This is a genomic window from Pseudomonas sp. LS1212, assembly GCF_024741815.1.
GTDB lineage: Bacteria > Pseudomonadota > Gammaproteobacteria > Pseudomonadales > Pseudomonadaceae > Aquipseudomonas.
In genome coordinates, this window is the sequence record NZ_CP102951.1 from 1,154,874 (window position 1) to 1,175,145 (window position 20,272).

Sequence of the window (20,272 nt, forward strand, 5' to 3'; positions counted from 1 at the left end):
CCGAGTAGGCCGGGGCCCAGACAGCAGCTTCATGCAGGAACATCGGAACCGAACAGGCATGTGGCAAAAGAGGCCAAAGTGGCTTGACCGTGCATCATCCATGCTGGCGGGCAACTGATTAGTAATGATCGATCAGTTGACCCCATCCTCTGCATCGGGCAGCAGCGCATCCGAAGCCTGAACCCCCAGTAAACACTGGGCGCGGTGAATGATGGTTGTGGTAAGTGGACGGATTCCTACCACTAACAAGGGTCAAAGGCTGGATATGTGTACAGTAACTTCAAAGCGTAAATTTGCGGCTTCAAGGTGCACGTTTGCACCCTGAAACGGATCGTTGATCCGCTGTTTATGGATGTGAAAGCCCCGGTGTAGATGGGTCTGGTGCTGATGGGGTTACAAGCGGGTGACATGGATGGCTTTTAACCCCCACAAACATGAATAAGCAGGACGCCAATAGATGCAAAAGCGGTATAGGTAGCATGGACAAATACTGTCCATGCCTTGACCGCCTGTTAGGCTCTTGGAGACGTGGCAGGTGACTAAGGATATGGGCACCGGGGTCAAAACGTCCCTGAACGCATCCCAGGAGGTCGCAGGCCCTATTGCGGAGGAAGTATGAAGCTGAACATGGTCATGACCAGTGTTGAAGCCGCATCATCGACGGCCGCAACCGTTATAAAGCTGCACGCAAGCTCGGTCTAGGTCTTAAATTTGTAGAGTACACCGACGACGATCCACTGGATTTTGTGCTATCGAAGAACCTGCACCGGCGTCAATTGACTAACAATCAGCGGGCTATGGTTGCAGTCAAGGTGTCTAACCTCGCTGCTAGTAGCTCCACAGAAAATCGAGAAACTCGAAAAATCACGAAAGCCCACGCGGATAAACAGGCAGCGACTGCGTTGAATGTAACCACTAGCTCAATAGGCGTAGCCAAACAGATAGCAAAGAACGCCACCCCTGAAGTAGTCAAGGCGGTGGAAGCAGGCAAGCTGAGCCTGAATGCGGCGGTGAATACCTTGAAGCCTGATAAGCCCAAGGTCGATCTGGCCGAAAGGTATAGGCTGTTGAAGGATATGCACGATACTTTGACTGAAGTATCGCACCGTCAGTGAAACAGGCGCGGAAAGTAATGGTATGACAAGGGCGCGGTGAGAAAACGCCTTATACGCGATCCTACGGCCTTGCCGGGGTATATTTGAGGAAGTAAACGATGAACACAACGAACGAACTGAGCGCCTTGATCGATAGAGTCCGCGATGGTGATCTTGAAGCGCTGACTGACGCTGTGGAACTGGGCGAGCAGATGCTACTCATGCAGGAACTGGCATCCGCACCTTCTGGTATCCGCGACGAAGCACTGGCAGCCAACAGGGCACTGTGGAAGAAACGTCGGTATTCGGCCAAAAGAAGCAAACTCACCATCGAAAACAACAAGCGCGCGACCGCCAAGTGCAAAGCACTGGTGGATGAAGCCATAGAGGCCAAGAAGGCCCGTCTTAAGAAAGAAGAACGTTGTCATTGGACTTCCACCCTGATGGATCAGTACTTCGCCAAGAAGAAAATAACCATCGATGAGGAAACCGTTCGTCGTTTCGCCTATGAATTCGACGGGTTCTAAATAAGAACCGGCACAATCACCGATAAGGCCGGTCCATGCTTCGATTACTACCTGTAATCGGAGTACCCGATTACTACCCATGTGATCGGAGATACCCATCGTGGCCAAAGACCTTCAGGATCAAGTAGAAGCGCCAGCACCCAAGATCAAGTCATTGGTGCGCTCTGCCGTAACCTTTCACGCATCAAGAAACAATGACTGGTCCGCAATTATCGAGCGCGGCACCACCAAGGAAATGCTGGTCCTGTCCGGCGTTTGGGCTGTGGTCTCCGATTTGTTTAATCGGTACGACAGAGTTAACGCCATTTGGGCGGACGGGTCCGCTTATGCCGAACTCTTGGTTCTGGATGCAGGCCGGGGCTATTGCAATGTGCAGTTGCTGAACTATTACCCACTCCCTGCCTTGCTGGTATCCGAAGCCGGACTTCCGCCCGGATATGAAATTTTCTTCGCCGGTCCAATCGAAAATGGCACGGGTGGATATTGCTGCAAAAGATTGTGTGATGGCGTGCTGATGACTCAGGGACAACCCTCCCGCGATGCAGCGCTCGCTGAACTTCTCGGCAGTGCCACGCTGCGGTGATTCGCCATGACACTCGAACAGCAACTCATTTTACTGGCGCACATCCAGTTCACCGCACGGCACTTCATAGCGCTCCGTGTAACCCTGGAAAAGCTAATAGAATTAATAGCTTATAGCATTGGCACAGCGGCCCCCGATGCTGACCAGATCAGGAACTTTCTGATAAAAGAGTCCACGCAAAAGACCTTGGAGTCGGAATGGGAAACCGCCTTGTGGCGCAGTGCCGACCGTAACCAATCATGGCGGCTTATCTGCTTGGCGGTTACGGCTGACCCCGAAGTGGCTAAACGTTTACTGGCAAGACGGCCACCATCCCCTGATTGCTGCGCCTTTTGTTGGCAGGATGAAAAAGGTTTTACCGATGCGTTAAAACCTGAACTGGATATTTATAACAACCCGGTGTCCGGTGTACACCTCCACCGCCAATGCTCCAGACCGTGGCATCTAATGCGCGCCTTGGTAGCGAGGAATTAAATTATGATCGGCCCCGCCCATACCCCCGGCACTGTCCTATACGCCATCCAAGAGTTGGTCAGCAACACCAGTGACGGTGAAATCCACGGTAACTGGAACACTATCACCGACCGTTTGGCTGTTGCCATGCACGGTGGCCTGGACGAGCCGATATTGGGATTATTCCGGCAGAAGCTGCGGGACATCGGTCTGGACACTGTGACCGCTGGCAGTTCGATCACGTTTTCCAATGTGAACGGTGTCCTGAGTTTCGCGGATAACAAAGTAATGCTGACCGGCTACTGGGATTAAGACATGAGCACTGATATTGATATTTACGAACCCGGCGAACTTCAGCCCTATAGCCCCAGCCCGCCGTTATCACCCAGCGCCGACAATTGGGGCAATACCGACGTTGATGTGTTGAGCCCGCAGGAAATAGCCGCCCACCAAGGGTCCGGTCCAATACGCCTGTTTGGCGAACTGATGCCAGCCGGTGCGACACAACAGCAGGTCGAGCAGGTATTGGGTGAAATCAGCGGGATTTACCAGGGCGACATGAGCCGACTGGGCCACCCGTTCAAGTGGTCGAGCGCGGCCACAAGCTGGTTTCATCAGACTGCTATGCAACCACGGCAAGAGCAAAAGCGGCACAGTTATGATCTGCACGATCAAGCCAGCGACCCGGTGGCCAACAGCTTCGGCAATGCCATGGCAAAGGTCGGTGCCAGCCAGGAATTTATTTCCAATAGCCTTTGGTGGCTGGGTGAAGCCACAAAACGACTTGGTGGCAGCCAAGGCAGTGCTCCAGCGCAGGGACGCGCAACCTCTTCTGAGGATGACTTGACCGATGTGGAATGGGCCGAACTTCACCGGCGCAATGAACGCACAAAGATGGATACGGAAGTCGTTTTGCGTAAACGCTGGGGCACTTCCTACGAAGCAAACATCCAAGTCATCCAAGATTATTTTAATGGTTTACCCGCCAGAGATCAGGCGCACCTTACCCAGATATCCAATGTCGGGGTTTTGCTCAACACCGTTCAAGCAATGGAATTATTGTTTAACAGTGCCATCGGTAGTGGTTCCCTGCCCACATCAGGCGGGGCGGTCGCCAACGAGATAGCGTCAATCGAACACGCAATGAAACACGAGCGTAAAAAATATCTCGCTGACCCGCAACTGCAAGCGCGCTACCGGACGCTTATTAATATCCGTGATGGAGGTAACTAAATCATGGCAGTCACACAACCCGTAAACCCAAGACCTTCCACCCGTACCTTTGCCACGGTGGATATCAGCACCAATGCCGCAGGCGAGTCAGACATTATAAATCTGACCGGCTTGAAGCTAAGCGCTATCGCAATGAGCACTGGCGGGTGGACTGATGCGGGGCTGGGATTTAAAGCCGTCCTCGACGGCAGTACCGAATTCCTTTCTGTGTTCACCACGACCGGCGATCACTTGGTCTTTAACACTACAGCCAGTCGCTTGCTGGTGTTCGATTCCGCGATCCTTTCCGGTGTCCAGAAATTGATGCTGGTGTCCAAGACCACGGCGGGAACTGCTGTAGCTCAAGGAGCCGTGCGTACTCTTAAATTAGGTTTATCCGAGGGTTAATAAAATGGACAGCATTCGCAATCCACATCCTTTGGTTATCGAAACCATCGAGACCCGTGATGCACTCGCTTTAATTGGCGGGCATGAGCAGTTGCTGGCAAAGTTGAATGACCTGATCGACCACCAGCCATGGCATGGCGGTATGCAAGTCAAGGCAGAAAACCTTATATCGCAGGCGAGGTTGTTACTATCATGAGTTTTGATTTTAATGCGCCCATGCCCCAGCGGCAAGAACAGCCCCCAGCGCCGACAAGTACGCATCCAACGCTCGGCGCGCTTATGCGACGAGCCCGCCAACTGGGTATCGAGCTACCGGAACCCCCACCCGCCCCGGTTGACGTTTCCGGTCTTGGCGCTGCTATTCAACAGCTAATTGACAGTACGGTGCAGCAGCGCGTTGCCGAGGAACTGCAAAAGCAGCGGGAACAGCAACGACTGATGCAGCCCCCCGCGCCAGTGCCGCCCGCATCAAAGCCGGTGCCCGCAATACTCAAGGTCACCCAGCGAGACGAAAACGGGCGCATCGCGACCATGTCCATAACGCCAGTGCCATCCAGTACATCCCTACCGCCAGCATCAAAGCCAACGCCCGCTGAACTACGGGTAACTCAACGTGACGAACTTGGCCGCATCATGGCCATGTCCATAACGCCAGCATGAGGATTTAATAGGAGGACACGAACATGACCATTTTGTATAGCAACAAGGCGAACGGCGACTTGGGCGAAGCCTTCGGCGAACTGGAAGCGCTGTTTCATGCGATGACCCAGATTGTACCGGTATCTCACCGCAAACCTAGGCGGGCGATGACGGTACACCTCAACTATAAGGCTGACGGTGCGCTGGACTCGATCCTGGCCCTGCCCACGCATGCGGGTGAGGATGTGTGAATGGCTACCCGAGGCCGTCCAAAGGGCTGTGTCAAAACCGGCGGCCGGATTAAAGGCAGCTTGGATAAAAACCAGCGGCAATTAATCACGGGCGAAATCGCCAACGACATTTTGGCGGTGTACCAAGCCATGGGCGGTGCAGCCTTTCTCCTCGACTACGCCAAGACCCGACCCGAAGCCTTCATCCGCGACTGTCTGTCCCGGTTGATGCCCGCGCCACAAAAAGATGATGCCGTCGATATCCAGACCAATGTGCAGGTAAACATCGACGGTGAATTTGAAGCGGCTCGCAGAATCGCCTTTGCCTTGTCCAAGGCTGCTTATGCACTCAAAGAGCGGGAGCCGGTGGCGACAGTGACACCGCAGGAAGCCTGCAACCCACACTGGCAGCCACCTGATGCCATACCCGACAGCATGCCCTTGCTATCACCTGAACCCATCGAAGATCCCGAGCGTGAACGTTGGGCCAGTGAGCTACACCTGTCCGATGAAGAGCGCGCTGACCAGAGACTGATACGCCAGACCAAGGAAGCCAACCTGACAAACTACATTGGTTCGAGTGCAGAGCAGTGTGGCCCCGGTCCTGTCCGGCCCAGCCCTGCACAGTCGATCACGATCAATGGGCAACGCTTCCGGAAACCGCGTTAGGTGAAATCCAGTTCGCTCGCAGGGCTATGCTGCGGTGGATTTTGCGCTGGTTCATCCGGAAACAGATCCATCTGTGGATCGGGTTCCGGGTTCAGGTCGATGAGTTGGCCGGTCACCAGATCAAGGGCCGGATGGCTGAAGACTGACAGGTCTGTGTCGTCGAGGATGATGAGCATGGTGCAGTCTCCGCTTTAGCAGTATTGGGCGCCCTGCAATTGGGAAGTAAATCGGCGCGGTTTCCATCCTACACCCCGACCAGTACCCTCACCAGCCGCTGGTGACTTCGGTGTAACCCTAGAGTAACCCGCCAAGTGTCTACACAACTGTAGGCCCTTGTTTTGTATGGGGTTCTGGAGAATTGCAGGCATAAAAAAACCGGCTCAATCGGCCGGTTTTTTTGCTGAGAGGCTGGTAGAGGTCTCTCAGTTACTGCTGTTTGGTGCCCCGAGGGAGACTCGAACTCCCACTCCTTTCGAAAACGGATTTTGAATCCGCCGCGTCTACCAATTCCGCCATCAGGGCTTGCTGGCGGCGAAGTTTAGAGATGAGCTTACCGTTGGTCAACAGGTTTCATGGTCAATTTTTACTATTTCCGCTAAACTTTGCGGCCCTGTCGAACCGAACCCCATCATGCGCGTCGCCGATTTTGCCTTTGAGCTCCCTGATTCCCTGATCGCTCGCCACCCTTTGGCCGAGCGCCATAGCAGCCGCCTGCTGACCCTGGATGGGCCGAGCGGGGCGCTGGCACACCGTCAGTTCACTGATTTGCTGGAGCATTTGCGCCCTGGCGATCTGATGGTGTTCAACAATACCCGGGTGATTCCGGCGCGTTTGTTTGGCCAGAAGGCCTCCGGCGGCAAGCTGGAGATTCTGGTGGAGCGCGTGCTCGACAGCCATCGGGTGCTGGCCCATGTGCGTTCGAGCAAGTCGCCCAAGCCGGGCTCGCAGATTCTGCTCGAGGGCGGTGGTGAGGCTGAAATGGTCGCGCGCCATGATGCCTTGTTCGAGCTGCGCTTCTCTGAAGAAGTGCTGCCGCTGCTCGACCGCATCGGCCATATGCCGTTGCCGCCTTATATAGACCGCCCCGACGAAGGCGCCGACCGTGAGCGTTACCAGACGGTCTATGCCGAGCGCTCCGGTGCGGTGGCGGCGCCGACCGCCGGGCTGCATTTCGATGACGAGCTGCTGGCGGCGATCAAGGCCAAGGGCGTCGAGATGGCGTTCGTTACCCTGCACGTGGGGGCCGGGACCTTTCAGCCGGTGCGCGTGGAGCGTCTCGAAGACCACCACATGCATAAAGAGTGGCTGGAAGTCGGTCAGGACGTGGTCGATGCCGTGGCTGCTTGCCGTGAGCGCGGCGGCCGAGTGGTGGCAGTAGGCACTACCAGCGTGCGTTCGCTGGAAAGCGCAGCACGCGACGGTGTGCTCAAGCCGTTCAGCGGCGACACCGATATCTTTATTTTCCCGGGACGGCCGTTTCATGTGGTCGACGCCCTGGTCACCAACTTTCATTTGCCGGAGTCCACGCTGTTGATGCTGGTCTCGGCCTTCGCCGGTTATCCCGAGACCATGGCGGCCTACAAGGCTGCGGTGGAAAACGGCTACCGCTTCTTCAGTTACGGTGATGCGATGTTCATCACCCGCAATCCGGCGCCGCAAGCCCCCAAGGAAATCGCGCCCGAGGATCCAGCATGACCCGCACCTGTCGTATGTCCTTTGAGTTGCTGGCCACTGACGGTAAAGCGCGTCGTGGCCGCCTGACTTTCCCCCGTGGCGTCGTCGAGACCCCGGCTTTCATGCCGGTGGGCACCTATGGCACGGTCAAGGGCATGTTGCCCCGGGATGTCGAGGCCACCGGTGCTCAGATCATCCTCGGCAATACCTTCCACCTGTGGCTGCGCCCGGGCATGGAAGTGATCAAGGCGCACGGTGACCTGCACGATTTCATGCAGTGGAACGGCCCGATCCTGACCGACTCCGGCGGTTTCCAGGTGTTCAGCCTGGGCGCCATGCGCAAGATCAAGGAAGAGGGCGTGACCTTCGCTTCCCCGGTCGATGGCGCCAAGGTGTTCATGGGCCCGGAAGAGTCGATGCAGGTCCAGCGCGACCTGGGCTCGGACATCGTGATGATTTTCGACGAGTGCACGCCGTACCCGGCCGACGAAGACGTGGCGCGCATCTCCATGGAGCTGTCGCTGCGCTGGGCCCAGCGTTCCAAGAACGCCCACGGTGAAAACACCGCGGCGCTGTTCGGCATCGTCCAGGGGGGCATGCACCAGGACCTGCGCATGCGTTCGCTCGAAGGCCTGGACAAGATCGGCTTCGACGGCCTGGCCATCGGTGGCCTGTCGGTGGGCGAGCCCAAGCATGAAATGATCAGGGTGCTCGACTATTTGCCAGGTCAGATGCCGGCTGACAAACCTCGTTACCTTATGGGGGTGGGCAAACCGGAAGATCTCGTTGAGGGTGTGCGCCGCGGCGTCGACATGTTCGACTGCGTGATGCCCACGCGCAATGCGCGCAACGGTCATCTGTTTATCGATACAGGCGTGCTGAAGATCCGTAACGCGTTCCATCGCCATGATGATTCGCCGCTCGATCCAACCTGTGACTGCTACACCTGCCAGAACTTCTCCCGCGCGTATCTGCACCATTTGGACAAGTGCGGCGAAATGCTGGGTAGCATGTTGAATACCATCCACAATTTGCGGCATTACCAGCGCCTGATGGCTGGTTTACGCGAGGCTATTCAACAAGGTACATTGGCCGCCTTTGTCGATGCCTTCTATGCCAAGCGCGGGCTGCCTGTGCCGCCTTTGGACTGACGTTTTTCCGACCCTTTCGAGTCCTTTTTGCAACTGGAGTGCTACATGAGCTTTCTGATCCCTGCCGCTTTCGCGGACGCTGCTGCACCTGCCGCTGCTGCTGGCCCTGCCGGTACCGGCTTTGAGTGGATTTTCCTGGTTGGCTTCCTGGTCATCTTCTATCTGATGATCTGGCGCCCACAGGCCAAACGTGCCAAAGAGCAGAAAAATCTGCTGAGCAGCCTGCAAAAAGGCGACGAAGTCGTTACTTCCGGTGGTATTGCCGGCAAAATCACCAAGGTTGCCGATGACTTCGTGGTTGTCGAAGTGTCCGACAACGTTGAGCTGAAGTTCCAGAAGGGCGCCATCGCTGCGACCCTGCCCAAGGGCACGCTCAAAGCGATCTAAGATTCACACTTTTACCAATCGACGGGGCGCGCAAGGCGCCCCGCGTCTTGAACGGGCGGCGTGATGCTGAACAAATACCCTCTGTGGAAATACGTACTGATCCTGGCGGTGCTGGTGGTCGGTTTTATTTATTCCGCTCCCAATCTCTATCCTGACGATTCCGCCATTCAGGTCAGTGGCGCAAGTACTGCGCTGCAGGTCAGTCAGGCCGATCTGGACCGCGTGAGCAGGGCGCTCGCCGATGCCGGTATCCAGGTCAAGTCGGCTACCCTGGCCGAGAAGGGCAAGGGCGGCCTGCTGCGTCTGGCCAGGCAGGAAGACCAGCTTCCAGCCAAGGACGTGGTGCGCAAGGCGTTGGGTGACGACTATGTCGTGGCACTGAACCTGGCGCCGACCACTCCGAACTGGTTGCGTAACCTGGCGGCAAGCCCGATGAAGCTGGGCCTGGACTTGTCCGGTGGTGTGCACTTCCTGCTGGAAGTGGACATGGACAAAGCACTCGATGCCCGCTTGAAAGTCTACGAAGGCGATGTAAAGTCCCTGTTGCGTAAAGAGCGCGTGCGTTATCGCAGCCTGCCGCAGCAAGCCAATGCGATCCAGTTGGGCTTCAGCGACGAAGCGTCGCGCGAGCAGGCCCGTGCGCTGATCCGCAAGAATTTCAACGATTTCGAGCTGACCACGACCGAACGTAACGGAATGGCGGTGCTGAACCTGGCCATGACCCCGGCCAAGCTGGCGGAAATTCGTGAGTACTCGATCAAGCAGAACTTGACCACGGTCCGTAACCGGGTCAATGAGCTGGGCGTGGCCGAGCCACTGGTTCAGCGCCAGGGTGCCAACCGCATCGTGGTCGAGCTGCCAGGCGTGCAGGACACCGCCGAAGCCAAGCGTATTCTCGGCAAGACCGCGAACCTCGAGTTCCGTCTGGGTGCCGAGCCGGGTGCTTCGAAAGCCACCACCGAATCCTTCGAGTTCCGTGAAGGCGGTCGTCCGCCTGCGGCAGTCGAGCGCGGCCTGATCATCACCGGTGACCAGGTGACCGACGCCCAGGCGAGCTTCGACGAGCAGGGTCAACCGCAGGTAAACATCCGTCTCGATGGCCACGGCGGCGAGCTGATGAGCCGCGCCACGCGCAGCAACGTCGGTCGCAGCATGGCGGTGATCTTCATCGAGCAGCGCCCGATGACCCGCTACGAGAAGAAAGTCGTCGACGGCGTCGAGAAGGAAGTGCCGGTCCAGACCTTCAAGGAAGAGAAGCGCATCATCAGCCTGGCGACCATCCAGTCGCCGCTGGGCAGCCAGTTCCGGATCACCGGTCTGACCGGCCAGGGCGAATCTTCCGAGCTGGCACTGCTGTTGCGTGCCGGTGGCCTGGCTGCACCGATGTACTTTGCTGAAGAGCGCACCATTGGCCCGAGCCTGGGTGCCGACAACATCGTCAAGGGTATCGATGCCTCCCTCTGGGGCATGCTCTTCGTATCGCTGTTCATTATCGCCATCTATCGCTTCTTCGGCATTATCGCCACGGTCGCGCTGGCGGTGAACATGGTCATGTTGCTGGCCTTGATGTCCTTGCTGGGGGCGACGCTGACCCTGCCAGGTATCGCCGGTATCGTTCTGACCATGGGTATGGCGGTGGACGCCAACGTGCTGATCTTCTCGCGGATTCGTGAAGAGATCGCCAATGGCATGTCCGTCCAGCGCGCCATCCACGAAGGTTTCGACCGTGCCTACACGGCGATTCTCGACGCCAACCTGACGACGCTGCTGGTCGGCGGCATTCTCTTTGCGATGGGCACAGGCCCCGTCAAGGGCTTTGCCGTCACCATGTCCCTCGGGATCTTTACCTCGATGTTCACGGCCATCATGGTGACCCGCGCAATGGTCAACCTGATCTACGGCGGTCGTGACTTCAAGAAGTTGTGGATTTAAGGGGCTGCCATGAAACGTACCATCAACTTCATGGGCGTTCGCAACGTTGCGTTCGCCGTCACCATGCTCCTGACTGCGCTGGCGTTGTTCAGCTGGTTCTACAAGGGGCTCAACTTCGGCCTGGACTTCACTGGCGGTACGCTCATCGAGCTGACCTACGAGCGTCCGGCAGACCTGTCCAAGGTTCGCGAGGAGCTGGTTCAGTCCGGTTTCAAGGATGCCGTGGTCCAGAGCTTCGGCGCGACCACCGACCTGCTGGTGCGCATGCCGGGCGACGATCCGAGCCTGGGCAACCAGGTGGCTGCTGCCCTGCAGAAAATTGGTGGCGACAACCCGCCCGTGGTCAAGCGCGTTGAGTTCGTGGGGCCGCAGGTCGGTGAAGAGCTGCGCGACCAGGGCGGCCTCGGCATGCTCCTGGCGCTGGGCGGGATCCTGATCTACCTGGCCTTCCGCTTTCAGTGGAAGTTCGCGGTTGGTGCCATCGTTTCGCTGATCCACGACGTGGTCGTCACCCTGGGTATCCTTTCGTTCTTCCAGATCACCTTTGACCTGACGGTATTGGCGGCGGTGCTGGCGATCATCGGCTACTCGCTCAACGACACCATCGTGGTCTTCGACCGGGTCCGGGAAAACTTCCGGGTGCTGCGCAAGGCGTCCCTGATCGAGAACATCAACATCTCGACCACCCAGACCCTGCTGCGGACCATGGCGACGTCGATCTCGACGCTGCTGGCCATTGTTGCGCTGCTGGTCTTCGGTGGCGACAACCTGTTCGGTTTCTCCATCGCGCTGTTCATTGGTGTGCTGGCGGGTACCTACTCGTCGATCTACATCGCCAACGTGGTGTTGATATGGCTGAACCTGACCAGTGAGGACCTGATTCCTCCGGCTGTGACCACCGAGGTGGATGAGCGCCCGTAACGGCGACATCCCTTCCTGAGGCATCGGCAAAAGGCGCGAGTGTTGAACTCGCGCCTTTTTTTATACTCCAAGGCAAGGAGAAGGGCGGACTTTGATCCGCGTGTGATGGCCAGGAGGTTCACGTGAACAAGTCGATGCTGGTGGGTGCGGTTTTGGGTGCTGTCGGCGTGACTGCCGGGGGTGCTGTTGCCACCTACAACTTGGTTAAGAGCGGCCCGGAATATGCCGATGTCCTGGCCGTCGAACCGATCAATCAAACCGTCAAGACTCCACGCGAGGTGTGCAAGGACGTTAATGTGACCCGGCAAAAACCGGTCAAGGACCAGCATCAGATCGCCGGTAGTGTGCTGGGTGCGGTGGCCGGTGGTTTGCTGGGTAACCAGGTCGGTGGGGGCACCGGCAAGAAAATTGCCACGGTCGCCGGCGCTGTCGGTGGTGGCTATGCCGGCAACAAAGTGCAAGAGCACATGCAGAACAATGACACTTACACAACCACCGAGACGCGCTGTAACACGGTAAACGACCTCAGTAGCAAGGTGGTCGGTTATAACGTGAAGTACGAGTTGGCAGGCAAGGTCGGGCAGGTGCGGATGGATCGTGATCCGGGCGCGCAGATTCCGGTGGATAAGGAAGGGCGGTTGATTCTGGGGCAGGCGCAGACTGAACAGTGAGGTTTGCGGTGCCGCCGGATATTCAGGCAAAAAAAAAGCACCCCGAGGGGTGCTTTTTTATGGGCAGCTAAAGCTTAACGCTTCAGCGAAGCCGGCAGGTGCGGCTGGATCGCCGTCAAAACTGCCTTGAAGCACTTGGTGTTGCCTGCAACGATATGGCCTTTCTCAAGGAAATCGTGGCCACCGGTGAAGTCGCTGACCAGACCGCCTGCTTCCTGAATCAGCAGTACGCCGGCAGCCATGTCCCATTCGGACAGGCCCGACTCCCAGAATGCATCGTAGCGACCGGCAGCGACATAGGCCAGGTCCAGGCTGGCAGCGCCTGCGCGGCGGATGCCGGCAGTCTGGCCGACCAGGCTGCGGAACATGCCCAGGTAGTTGTCCAGGTTGTCCATCTGGTTGTCACGGAACGGAAAGCCGGTGCCCAGCAGGGCGCCTTCCAGGCTCTTGCGCGGGCTGACGCGCAGGCGGCGGCCATTCAGGGCGGCGCCACGACCGCGGCTGGCGGTGAATTCTTCCTGGCGAACCGGGTCGAGAACCACGGCGTGCTCGAGGCGGCCACGGTATTTGCAAGCGATGCTCACGGCAAAGTGCGGAACGCCACGCAGGAAGTTGGTGGTGCCGTCCAGTGGGTCGATGATCCACAGGTAGTCTTCGCCTTCACCGCTGCCTGGGTGCATGCCGGTCTCTTCGCCGAAGATACCGTGGGTCGGATAGGCCTTGCGCAGGGCATTGATGATGCTTTGCTCGGCTGCGCGATCAACCTCGGAGACGTAATCCTTGGCGTCTTTTTCGTCGACCTTGATGGTATCCAGGCGCTCGATGGAGCGGAAAATCAATTCACTGGCGCTGCGGGCGGCGCGCAGCGCGATATTCAGCATGGGCTGCATGGACGTTTCACCTGGGTCGTTAAAGAAAGCCGAACATTCTATCAGAAAACTTTCCGGCATGAAGGCCGACATTTGCTTTCGTAGCGCAATGCTAGTGGGTTCTGTAAGATTTGCTCCCTTTTCCCGTGTCTGTGAGCGCTAGCCGTGCTGCAAAATATTCGTGTTGTCCTGGTCAATACCAGCCACCCCGGCAATATCGGTGGGGCTGCGCGTGCCATGAAAAACATGGGGTTGTCGCGCCTGGTGCTGGTCGATCCGCAGGATTTCCCTTCCCATGAGGCCGATGCCCGTGCCTCGGGCGCCACCGATATTCTCGAGGGTGCGCAAGTGGTCGCGACCCTGGAGGATGCGCTGGCGGGCTGCAATCTGGTGCTGGGTACCAGCGCCCGCGACCGACGCATTCCCTGGCCATTGCTCGACCCGCGAGAGTCCGGCGCGATGGCGGTAGAGCACGCCGGGCTGGGTGAGGAAATCGCCCTGGTGTTCGGTCGTGAATATGCCGGCCTGACCAACGAAGAATTGCAGCGATGTCACTATCACGTGCATATCCCGTCGAATCCCGACTTCAGCTCGCTGAACCTGGCAGCCGCCGTGCAGGTGCTCAGCTATGAAGTGCGCATGTCCTGGTTGGCCGCTGGTGGCCAGGCGAGCAAAGTCGAGAAGTTCGAAGTGGCTTCGGTTCGCAGTAGCGAACTGGCGACCATGGACGAGATGGAGCGGTTCTACGAGCACTTGGAGAAGACCCTGGTCGATATCGCATTCCTCGACCCGGAGAAGCCCAAGCACCTGATGGCGCGTTTGCGGCGTCTGTATGGCCGTAGCTCGGTCAACCGTTCGGAAATGAGTATTTTGCGCGGCATTCTCACCGAGACCCAGAAGGTCGCACGGGGCGAGCCGCATAAGCGGAAGGATCAATGATGTTCGAGCGTCTGCGTGAAGATATCCAAAGCGTATTCCACCGAGACCCTGCGGCACGCAATGCCTTTGAGGTGCTGACCTGCTACCCCGGCCTGCACGCGATCTGGTTGCACCGCGCTGCGCACGCCTTGTGGGTGTGGGGCTGGAAGTGGCTGGCACGGCTGGTGTCGAACTTCGGCCGCTGGCTGACCGGCATCGAGATTCACCCGGGGGCCAGGGTCGGTCGGCGCTTCTTTATTGATCACGGCATGGGTATCGTCATTGGCGAAACCGCTGAAATTGGCGATGACGTGACCCTGTACCAGGGTGTGACCCTGGGCGGCACCAGCTGGAACAAGGGCAAGCGTCACCCGACCCTGGAAAATGGCGTCGTGGTGGGTGCCGGGGCCAAGGTGCTCGGGCCGTTCATCGTGGGCGCCGGGGCCAAGGTCGGTTCCAATGCCGTGGTGACCAAGGCGGTGCCGGCTGGCGCCACCGTGGTCGGTATTCCGGGGCGCATCATCATGAAGTCCGATGATGAGCAGGAAGCCCGGCGCAAGGCCATGGCTGAGAAGATCGGCTTCGACGCCTATGGTGTCAGCGAGGACATGCCGGACCCGATTGCCCGTGCCATCGGCCAGTTGCTCGATCATCTGCAGGCGGTGGATGGGCGTCTGGAGGGTATGTGCGGCGCGCTCAAGGATCTGGGGAGCAACTACTGCGCCAAGGAATTGCCGGCGTTGCGCGACGAGGATTTTGCCGATGTGAAGGTCGAGGACCAGGGCAGCTCGCGCACCGGTTGATCTGGCTGATACAGGGGGCGTGTGCTCGCGCCCCGGCTTTGCTATGATGCCGCCGCCGTTTTGCGGGTAATTCCTACTAGCGTACTAGGTCTAATAGTTGACTTAAATACTAGGGAATTGCATACTCGCACCCATTCCGAAACTCCGTGGTACTAGCCATGCGACTGACTACAAAAGGCCGATACGCCGTGACCGCCATGCTGGATCTGGCGTTGCACGCGCAACATGGGCCGGTGTCCCTGGCCGATATATCCGAGCGCCAAGGTATTTCCCTGTCTTACCTCGAACAGCTTTTTGCCAAGTTGCGCCGCAGCAATCTGGTGTCCAGCGTTCGCGGGCCGGGTGGCGGCTACCAGCTGTCCCGGGATATGCAAGGGATCCAGGTTGCCCAGGTTATCGATGCCGTCAACGAATCGGTCGATGCAACACGTTGCCAAGGGCTTGGCGATTGCCACGCGGGCGACACCTGTCTGACTCACCACTTGTGGTGTGACCTCAGTCAGCAGATCCACGAATTTTTGAGCGGTATCAGTCTGGCTGATCTTGTTACTCGCCGTGAGGTGCAAGAAGTAGCCCAGCGTCAGGACCTGCGTCGCAGTACTGGCAGGACGCCGCATCTGGAAAAGATAGAAACGTCCGCCGTCGAATGATCGCCATCGAATGAGCGGTGCGCCTGCCTGATAGGAGATTTTCAATGAAGTTGCCGATTTACCTCGATTATTCCGCGACCACTCCGGTTGATCCGCGTGTCGCACAAAAGATGAGCGAATGCCTGCTGGTTGACGGAAACTTCGGCAACCCGGCCTCGCGCTCCCACGCCTTTGGCTGGAAAGCCGAAGAAGCGGTCGAGAGCGCTCGTCGCCAGGTCGCAGACCTGGTCAATGCCGACCCGCGTGAAATTGTCTGGACCAGCGGTGCCACCGAGTCCGACAACCTGGCGATCAAGGGTGTCGCGCACTTCTATGCCACCAAGGGCAAGCACCTGATCACCACCAAAATCGAGCACAAGGCGGTCCTGGATACCACGCGCCAACTGGAGCGTGAAGGCTTCGAGGTGACCTACCTGGACCCCGGTACCGACGGTCTGGTCACCCCGGCCATGGTCGAGGCTGCACTGCGTGACGACACCATCCTGGTTTCGGTCATGCACGTGAACAACGAAATCGGCACCATCAACGATATCGCCGCCATCGGTGAACTGACCCGTTCGCGCGGCGTGCTGTTTCATGTCGACGCTGCCCAGTCCACCGGCAAGGTCGAGATCGACCTGGCCAAGCTGAAAGTCGACCTGATGTCCTTCTCGGCGCACAAGACCTACGGCCCCAAAGGCATTGGCGCACTCTACGTGAGCCGCAAGCCGCGTGTTCGCCTGGAAGCGACTATGCACGGCGGCGGTCACGAACGCGGCATGCGTTCGGGCACCCTGGCGACTCACCAGATCGTCGGCATGGGCGAAGCGTTCGCCATCGCCAAGCAGGAAATGGCCTCGGAAAACGTCCGCATCAAGGCCCTGAGCGATCGCTTCTACAAGCAGGTCGAGCACCTTGAAGAGCTGTACATCAACGGCAGCATGACGTCCCGCGTTCCGCACAACCTGAACCTGAGCTTCAACTACGTTGAAGGCGAGTCGCTGATCATGGCGCTCAAGGATCTGGCAGTATCGTCCGGTTCGGCCTGTACGTCGGCCTCGCTGGAGCCGTCCTACGTATTGCGCGCCCTGGGCCGCAACGACGAGCTGGCGCACAGCTCGATCCGCTTCACCTTCGGCCGCTTCACCACCGAAGAAGAAATCGACTACGCCGCGCAGAAAGTCTGCGAGGCAGTGACCAAGCTGCGCGCTCTGTCGCCGCTGTGGGACATGTACAAAGACGGTGTCGACATCTCCAAGATCGAGTGGGCGGCGCACTAAATAGTCGCCGCCAAGAGCGACTCCCTGATGAGTGAGGATTAACACCATGGCATACAGCGAAAAGGTCATTGACCACTACGAGAACCCACGCAACGTCGGCAAGATGGATGCCGAAGACCCGGACGTGGGCACCGGCATGGTCGGTGCACCGGCCTGCGGCGACGTGATGCGTCTGCAGATCAAGGTCAATGAGCAAGGCATCATCGAAGACGCCAAGTTCAAGACCTATGGCTGCGGTTCGGCAATCGCTTCCAGCTCCCTGGCTACCGAGTGGATGAAGGGCAAGTCGCTGGACGAGGCCGAGACCATCAAGAACACTCAGCTGGCTGAAGAGCTGGCACTGCCTCCAGTGAAAATTCACTGCTCGGTACTCGCAGAAGACGCCATCAAGGCGGCCGTTCGCGATTACAAGCAGAAGAAAGGTTTGCTCTAAGTCGCTTGCTTGCAAGTAAGGAGTCTCGATGGCTATCAGCATGACAGAAGCCGCCGCCAACCATGTGCGGCGTTCCCTCGAGGGGCGCGGCAAAGGCGACGGTATCCGCTTGGGTGTTCGCACCACTGGCTGCTCCGGTCTGGCCTATGTGCTGGAATTCGTTGATGAGGCCGGCAGTGAGGATCAGGTGTTCGAGAGTCACGGCGTCAAAGTGATCATCGACCCGAAAAGCCTGGTCTATCTCGATGGCACCGAGCTCGATTTCGTCAAGGAAGGGTTGAACGAAGGCTTCAAGTTCAACAACCCCAACGTGCGCGGTGAGTGTGGCTGCGGCGAAAGCTTCAATATCTGAGGCTGCGCGTGGGTACTCCTTGTCATTTCGCCTTGTTTGACCTGAAGCCGAGTTTCCGTCTGGATCTCGAGCAGTTGGCCGCGCGCTACCGCGAGTTGGCGCGTGGGGTTCATCCTGATCGCTTCGCTGACGCTTCCGAGCGTGAGCAGCGGCTGGCGCTCGAGCGTTCGGCCGGCCTCAACGAGGCCTACCAGACGCTCAAGAGTGCGCCCAAGCGGGCGCGCTATCTGCTGGCGATCAGCGGCCATGAAGTGCCCCACGAAGTCACTGTCCACGATCCGGAGTTTCTTCTGCAGCAGATGCAATTGCGCGAAGAGCTCGAAGATCTGCAGGACAGTGCCGACCTTGCCGGCGTTGCGGTGTTCAAGCGTCGCTTGAAAACCGCTCAGGATGATCTGAACGAAAGCTTTGCGGCTTGTTGGGATGATGCAGCGCAGCGCGAACAGGCCGAACGCCTGATGCGGCGTATGCAGTTCCTCGACAAGCTCTCTTACGAAGTGCGCCAGCTGGAAGAGCGCCTCGACGATTAACCCAGTGCCGCCTCCGGCTGCACGCCTGATACCCAGATAAGCATGGCCCTACTGCAGATCGCCGAACCCGGCCAGAGTCCTCAGCCCCACCAGCGTCGTCTGGCGGTTGGCATCGACCTTGGCACTACCAATTCGCTGGTCGCTGCGTTGCGCAGTGGTCTATCCGAACCTCTTCCGGACGCGCAAGGGCAGGTCATTCTGCCGTCTGCGGTGCGCTACCACGCCGATCGGATCGACGTGGGCCAGGTTGCCAAGGCTGCGGCCTCAAGCGACCCGCTCAACACCGTGCTGTCGGTCAAGCGCCTGATGGGCCGTGGCCTGGCGGACGTCAAGCAGTTGGGCGAGCAACTGCCTTACCGCTTTGTCGGTGGCGAGTCGCACATGCCGTTCATCCAGACCGTCCAGGGGTCGAAAAGCCCGGTCGAAGTCTCGGCCGATATCCTCAAAGCCCTGCGTCAGCGGGCCGAAGAGACCCTCGGTGGCGAGCTGGTCGGGGCGGTGATCACCGTGCCGGCCTACTTCGATGACGCTCAGCGGCAGGCCACCAAGGATGCGGCCAGGCTGGCCGGCCTCAACGTGCTGCGCCTGCTCAACGAGCCGACGGCCGCGGCTGTTGCCTATGGCCTGGATCAACACGCCGAAGGCGTGGTGGCGATCTACGACCTGGGCGGCGGGACCTTCGATATTTCCATCCTGCGCCTGACCGGCGGGGTCTTCGAAGTCATGGCTACCGGTGGCGACAGCGCCCTGGGCGGTGATGATTTCGACCATGCGATCGCAACCTGGATCGTCGAGCAAGCCGGTTTGTCCGCTGACCTCGACCCGGGCGCCCAGCGCAGCCTGTTGCAGGCTGCCTGTGCCGCCAAGGAAGCCTTGACCGAAGCGGATTCGGTCGAGGTGGCCCATGACGACTGGCGTGGCGAGTTGACCCGTCAGGCTTTCGATGCCCTGGTCGAGCCCATGATCGCCCGCAGCCTCAAGGCCTGCCGCCGCGCCGTGCGCGACAGCGGCATCGAGATCGAGGATGTCGAAGCGGTGGTGATGGTCGGCGGCTCGACCCGCGTGCCGCGTGTGCGTGATGCGGTCGCCGAACTCTTTGGTCGTCAGCCGCTGACCGAGATCGACCCGGATCAGGTGGTTGCCATTGGCGCCGCGATCCAGGCCGATACCCTGGCCGGCAACAAGCGTGATGGTGAAGAGCTGCTGTTGCTCGACGTGATTCCATTGTCCCTGGGACTGGAGACCATGGGCGGCCTGATGGAGAAGGTGATTCCGCGCAACACCACCATTCCCGTGGCCCGTGCCCAGGACTTCACCACCTACAAGGATGGCCAGTCGGCCATGATGATCCACGTGTTGCAGGGTGAGCGCGAGCTGATCAGCGACTGCCGCTCCCTGGCGCGCTTCGAGCTGCGCGGGATCCCGGCCATGGTGGCGGGTGCAGCGAAAATTCGCGTCACCTTCCAGGTCGATGCCGACGGCCTGCTCAGTGTTGCGGCTCGCGAGCTGGGTTCGGGCGTCGAAGCCAGTATCCAGGTCAAGCCGTCCTACGGACTGACGGACGGCGAAATCTCCCGGATGCTCAAGGACTCCTTCGAGCATGCCAGCAACGACAAGGTGGCACGCCAGTTGCGCGAGCACCAGGTCGATGCCGAGCGTCTGCTCGAAGCGGTGCAGGGCGCGCTGGATGCCGACGGCGATCGTCTGCTCGACGCCGAAGAGCGCATGGTCATCGAATTGCAGATGCAGGAACTGACCGAATTGATGCATGGCACCGATGGTTATGCCATCGAACAGCAGACCAAGCGTCTGTCGCAAGTGACCGATGCCTTTGCTGCCCGCCGCCTGGACTCTACGGTGAAAGCCGCGTTGGCGGGGCGCAACCTGAATGAAATCGAGGAGTAACT

General features: G+C 58.8%; 26 protein-coding genes and 1 tRNA gene. 24 read left to right on the forward strand and 3 right to left on the reverse strand.

Annotation, left to right across the window (positions count from 1 at the left end):
• The first annotated feature begins 797 nt into the window (after nt 1–797).
• The 10 genes from NVV94_RS05270 (at nt 798) to NVV94_RS05315 (ending at nt 5,815) form a co-directional block, all read left to right on the forward strand.
• Nucleotides 798–1,115 (forward strand): hypothetical protein, encoded by a 318-nt coding sequence (locus NVV94_RS05270; protein ID WP_258446180.1) that lies wholly within the window; start codon nt 798–800, stop codon nt 1,113–1,115.
• A 98-nt stretch (nt 1,116–1,213) separates the two neighbouring features.
• A complete protein-coding gene (locus tag NVV94_RS05275) occupies nt 1,214–1,621 on the forward strand; it encodes a hypothetical protein (protein ID WP_258446181.1) in 408 nt (135 codons plus the stop codon).
• A 100-nt stretch (nt 1,622–1,721) separates the two neighbouring features.
• Nucleotides 1,722–2,204 carry a hypothetical protein gene (locus tag NVV94_RS05280; RefSeq protein WP_258446182.1) on the forward strand — a complete coding sequence of 161 codons (483 nt, stop codon included), beginning with the start codon at nt 1,722–1,724 and terminating at the stop codon, nt 2,202–2,204.
• A 6-nt stretch (nt 2,205–2,210) separates the two neighbouring features.
• Nucleotides 2,211–2,678, forward strand: a complete 468-nt coding sequence (locus NVV94_RS05285; RefSeq protein ID WP_258446183.1) for a hypothetical protein — start codon at nt 2,211–2,213, stop codon at nt 2,676–2,678.
• A gap of 3 nt (nt 2,679–2,681) precedes the next feature.
• Nucleotides 2,682–2,969 carry a hypothetical protein gene (locus tag NVV94_RS05290; RefSeq protein WP_258446184.1) on the forward strand — a complete coding sequence of 96 codons (288 nt, stop codon included), beginning with the start codon at nt 2,682–2,684 and terminating at the stop codon, nt 2,967–2,969.
• Nucleotides 2,970–2,972: 3 nt separating this feature from the next.
• Nucleotides 2,973–3,890: a hypothetical protein gene (locus NVV94_RS05295; protein ID WP_258446185.1), complete on the forward strand. Its 918-nt coding sequence runs from the start codon at nt 2,973–2,975 to the stop codon at nt 3,888–3,890.
• A 3-nt stretch (nt 3,891–3,893) separates the two neighbouring features.
• Nucleotides 3,894–4,277, forward strand: a complete 384-nt coding sequence (locus tag NVV94_RS05300; RefSeq protein ID WP_258446186.1) for a hypothetical protein — start codon at nt 3,894–3,896, stop codon at nt 4,275–4,277.
• Between the two features lie 4 nt (nt 4,278–4,281).
• Complete coding sequence (locus NVV94_RS05305) at nt 4,282–4,473, forward strand: hypothetical protein (RefSeq protein WP_258446187.1); 192 nt, start codon at nt 4,282–4,284, stop codon at nt 4,471–4,473.
• 487 nt (nt 4,474–4,960) lie between these two features.
• On the forward strand, nt 4,961–5,167 hold the full coding sequence (locus NVV94_RS05310; protein ID WP_258446188.1) for a hypothetical protein: 207 nt from the start codon (nt 4,961–4,963) through the stop codon (nt 5,165–5,167).
• The gene (locus tag NVV94_RS05315) at nt 5,168–5,815 is read left to right on the forward strand and encodes a hypothetical protein (protein ID WP_258446189.1); all 648 of its coding nucleotides are present in this window, start codon (nt 5,168–5,170) and stop codon (nt 5,813–5,815) included.
• Here the strand turns inward: NVV94_RS05315 and NVV94_RS05320 are convergent.
• Complete coding sequence (locus NVV94_RS05320) at nt 5,812–5,991, reverse strand: hypothetical protein (protein WP_258446190.1); 180 nt, start codon at nt 5,989–5,991, stop codon at nt 5,812–5,814. The genes NVV94_RS05315 and NVV94_RS05320 overlap by 4 nt on opposite strands.
• 261 nt (nt 5,992–6,252) lie before the next feature.
• Nucleotides 6,253–6,337 (reverse strand) — tRNA-Leu (locus NVV94_RS05325).
• A 108-nt stretch (nt 6,338–6,445) separates the two neighbouring features.
• On the opposite strand from NVV94_RS05325, the gene queA reads away from it, so the two are divergent.
• The 6 genes from queA to NVV94_RS05355 all read left to right on the forward strand — a co-directional run bounded on the left by queA (nt 6,446) and on the right by NVV94_RS05355 (nt 12,551).
• Entirely contained in the window at nt 6,446–7,510 is a 1,065-nt protein-coding gene (gene queA, locus NVV94_RS05330) for a tRNA preQ1(34) S-adenosylmethionine ribosyltransferase-isomerase QueA (RefSeq protein WP_258446191.1), read from the forward strand.
• 14 nt (nt 7,511–7,524) lie between these two features.
• Nucleotides 7,525–8,640, forward strand: coding sequence for a tRNA guanosine(34) transglycosylase Tgt (gene tgt / locus NVV94_RS05335; RefSeq protein WP_258447623.1), 1,116 nt, complete (start codon nt 7,525–7,527; stop codon nt 8,638–8,640).
• A gap of 45 nt (nt 8,641–8,685) precedes the next feature.
• Nucleotides 8,686–9,027, forward strand: a complete 342-nt coding sequence (gene yajC, locus NVV94_RS05340) for a preprotein translocase subunit YajC (RefSeq protein ID WP_258446192.1) — start codon at nt 8,686–8,688, stop codon at nt 9,025–9,027.
• A gap of 63 nt (nt 9,028–9,090) precedes the next feature.
• On the forward strand, nt 9,091–10,959 hold the full coding sequence (gene secD / locus NVV94_RS05345; RefSeq protein ID WP_258446193.1) for a protein translocase subunit SecD: 1,869 nt from the start codon (nt 9,091–9,093) through the stop codon (nt 10,957–10,959).
• Between the two features lie 9 nt (nt 10,960–10,968).
• Nucleotides 10,969–11,880 (forward strand): protein translocase subunit SecF, encoded by a 912-nt coding sequence (gene secF / locus NVV94_RS05350; RefSeq protein WP_258446194.1) that lies wholly within the window; start codon nt 10,969–10,971, stop codon nt 11,878–11,880.
• 122 nt (nt 11,881–12,002) lie between these two features.
• Nucleotides 12,003–12,551 carry a glycine zipper 2TM domain-containing protein gene (locus NVV94_RS05355; protein WP_258446195.1) on the forward strand — a complete coding sequence of 183 codons (549 nt, stop codon included), beginning with the start codon at nt 12,003–12,005 and terminating at the stop codon, nt 12,549–12,551.
• 74 nt (nt 12,552–12,625) lie between these two features.
• On the opposite strand, the gene suhB is transcribed toward NVV94_RS05355, so the two are convergent.
• A complete protein-coding gene (suhB, locus tag NVV94_RS05360) occupies nt 12,626–13,441 on the reverse strand; it encodes an inositol-phosphate phosphatase (protein WP_258446196.1) in 816 nt (271 codons plus the stop codon).
• 144 nt (nt 13,442–13,585) lie between these two features.
• Between suhB and trmJ the strand changes: the two genes are divergently transcribed.
• From trmJ to hscA, 8 genes are all read left to right on the forward strand, one after another.
• Nucleotides 13,586–14,359, forward strand: a complete 774-nt coding sequence (gene trmJ / locus NVV94_RS05365; protein WP_258446197.1) for a tRNA (cytosine(32)/uridine(32)-2'-O)-methyltransferase TrmJ — start codon at nt 13,586–13,588, stop codon at nt 14,357–14,359.
• Nucleotides 14,359–15,141 carry a serine O-acetyltransferase gene (gene cysE / locus NVV94_RS05370; protein WP_258447624.1) on the forward strand — a complete coding sequence of 261 codons (783 nt, stop codon included), beginning with the start codon at nt 14,359–14,361 and terminating at the stop codon, nt 15,139–15,141. Before trmJ ends, cysE begins: the two co-directional genes overlap by 1 nt.
• A gap of 158 nt (nt 15,142–15,299) precedes the next feature.
• A complete protein-coding gene (gene iscR / locus NVV94_RS05375) occupies nt 15,300–15,791 on the forward strand; it encodes a Fe-S cluster assembly transcriptional regulator IscR (protein ID WP_258446198.1) in 492 nt (163 codons plus the stop codon).
• A gap of 44 nt (nt 15,792–15,835) precedes the next feature.
• A complete protein-coding gene (locus tag NVV94_RS05380; protein ID WP_258446199.1) occupies nt 15,836–17,050 on the forward strand; it encodes an IscS subfamily cysteine desulfurase in 1,215 nt (404 codons plus the stop codon).
• 46 nt (nt 17,051–17,096) lie between these two features.
• A complete protein-coding gene (gene iscU / locus NVV94_RS05385) occupies nt 17,097–17,483 on the forward strand; it encodes a Fe-S cluster assembly scaffold IscU (protein ID WP_258446200.1) in 387 nt (128 codons plus the stop codon).
• 28 nt (nt 17,484–17,511) lie between these two features.
• Nucleotides 17,512–17,835: an iron-sulfur cluster assembly protein IscA gene (gene iscA / locus NVV94_RS05390; RefSeq protein WP_166360106.1), complete on the forward strand. Its 324-nt coding sequence runs from the start codon at nt 17,512–17,514 to the stop codon at nt 17,833–17,835.
• 8 nt (nt 17,836–17,843) lie between these two features.
• Nucleotides 17,844–18,365, forward strand: coding sequence for a co-chaperone HscB (gene hscB / locus NVV94_RS05395; protein WP_258446201.1), 522 nt, complete (start codon nt 17,844–17,846; stop codon nt 18,363–18,365).
• A 42-nt stretch (nt 18,366–18,407) separates the two neighbouring features.
• Complete coding sequence (hscA, locus tag NVV94_RS05400; RefSeq protein WP_258446202.1) at nt 18,408–20,270, forward strand: Fe-S protein assembly chaperone HscA; 1,863 nt, start codon at nt 18,408–18,410, stop codon at nt 20,268–20,270.
• The last annotated feature ends 2 nt before the right edge of the window (nt 20,271–20,272 follow it).

Bases quoted from the DNA above. Each gene is read 5' to 3' on its own strand.
- NVV94_RS05270 (WP_258446180.1), top strand. From the start codon at position 798: ATGGTTGCAGTCAAGGTGTCTAACCTCGCTGCTAGTAGCTCCACAGAA.
- NVV94_RS05275 (WP_258446181.1), top strand. From the start codon at position 1,214: ATGAACACAACGAACGAACTGAGCGCCTTGATCGATAGAGTCCGCGAT.
- NVV94_RS05285 (WP_258446183.1), top strand. From the start codon at position 2,211: ATGACACTCGAACAGCAACTCATTTTACTGGCGCACATCCAGTTCACC.
- NVV94_RS05290 (WP_258446184.1), top strand. From the start codon at position 2,682: ATGATCGGCCCCGCCCATACCCCCGGCACTGTCCTATACGCCATCCAA.
- NVV94_RS05295 (WP_258446185.1), top strand. From the start codon at position 2,973: ATGAGCACTGATATTGATATTTACGAACCCGGCGAACTTCAGCCCTAT.
- NVV94_RS05300 (WP_258446186.1), top strand. From the start codon at position 3,894: ATGGCAGTCACACAACCCGTAAACCCAAGACCTTCCACCCGTACCTTT.
- NVV94_RS05305 (WP_258446187.1), top strand. From the start codon at position 4,282: ATGGACAGCATTCGCAATCCACATCCTTTGGTTATCGAAACCATCGAG.
- NVV94_RS05310 (WP_258446188.1), top strand. From the start codon at position 4,961: ATGACCATTTTGTATAGCAACAAGGCGAACGGCGACTTGGGCGAAGCC.
- NVV94_RS05315 (WP_258446189.1), top strand. From the start codon at position 5,168: ATGGCTACCCGAGGCCGTCCAAAGGGCTGTGTCAAAACCGGCGGCCGG.
- NVV94_RS05320 (WP_258446190.1), bottom strand. From the start codon at position 5,991: ATGCTCATCATCCTCGACGACACAGACCTGTCAGTCTTCAGCCATCCG.
- queA (WP_258446191.1), top strand. From the start codon at position 6,446: ATGCGCGTCGCCGATTTTGCCTTTGAGCTCCCTGATTCCCTGATCGCT.
- tgt (WP_258447623.1), top strand. From the start codon at position 7,525: ATGTCCTTTGAGTTGCTGGCCACTGACGGTAAAGCGCGTCGTGGCCGC.
- yajC (WP_258446192.1), top strand. From the start codon at position 8,686: ATGAGCTTTCTGATCCCTGCCGCTTTCGCGGACGCTGCTGCACCTGCC.
- secD (WP_258446193.1), top strand. From the start codon at position 9,091: ATGCTGAACAAATACCCTCTGTGGAAATACGTACTGATCCTGGCGGTG.
- secF (WP_258446194.1), top strand. From the start codon at position 10,969: ATGAAACGTACCATCAACTTCATGGGCGTTCGCAACGTTGCGTTCGCC.
- suhB (WP_258446196.1), bottom strand. From the start codon at position 13,441: ATGCAGCCCATGCTGAATATCGCGCTGCGCGCCGCCCGCAGCGCCAGT.
- cysE (WP_258447624.1), top strand. From the start codon at position 14,359: ATGTTCGAGCGTCTGCGTGAAGATATCCAAAGCGTATTCCACCGAGAC.
- iscR (WP_258446198.1), top strand. From the start codon at position 15,300: ATGCGACTGACTACAAAAGGCCGATACGCCGTGACCGCCATGCTGGAT.
- NVV94_RS05380 (WP_258446199.1), top strand. From the start codon at position 15,836: ATGAAGTTGCCGATTTACCTCGATTATTCCGCGACCACTCCGGTTGAT.
- iscU (WP_258446200.1), top strand. From the start codon at position 17,097: ATGGCATACAGCGAAAAGGTCATTGACCACTACGAGAACCCACGCAAC.
- iscA (WP_166360106.1), top strand. From the start codon at position 17,512: ATGGCTATCAGCATGACAGAAGCCGCCGCCAACCATGTGCGGCGTTCC.
- hscA (WP_258446202.1), top strand. From the start codon at position 18,408: ATGGCCCTACTGCAGATCGCCGAACCCGGCCAGAGTCCTCAGCCCCAC.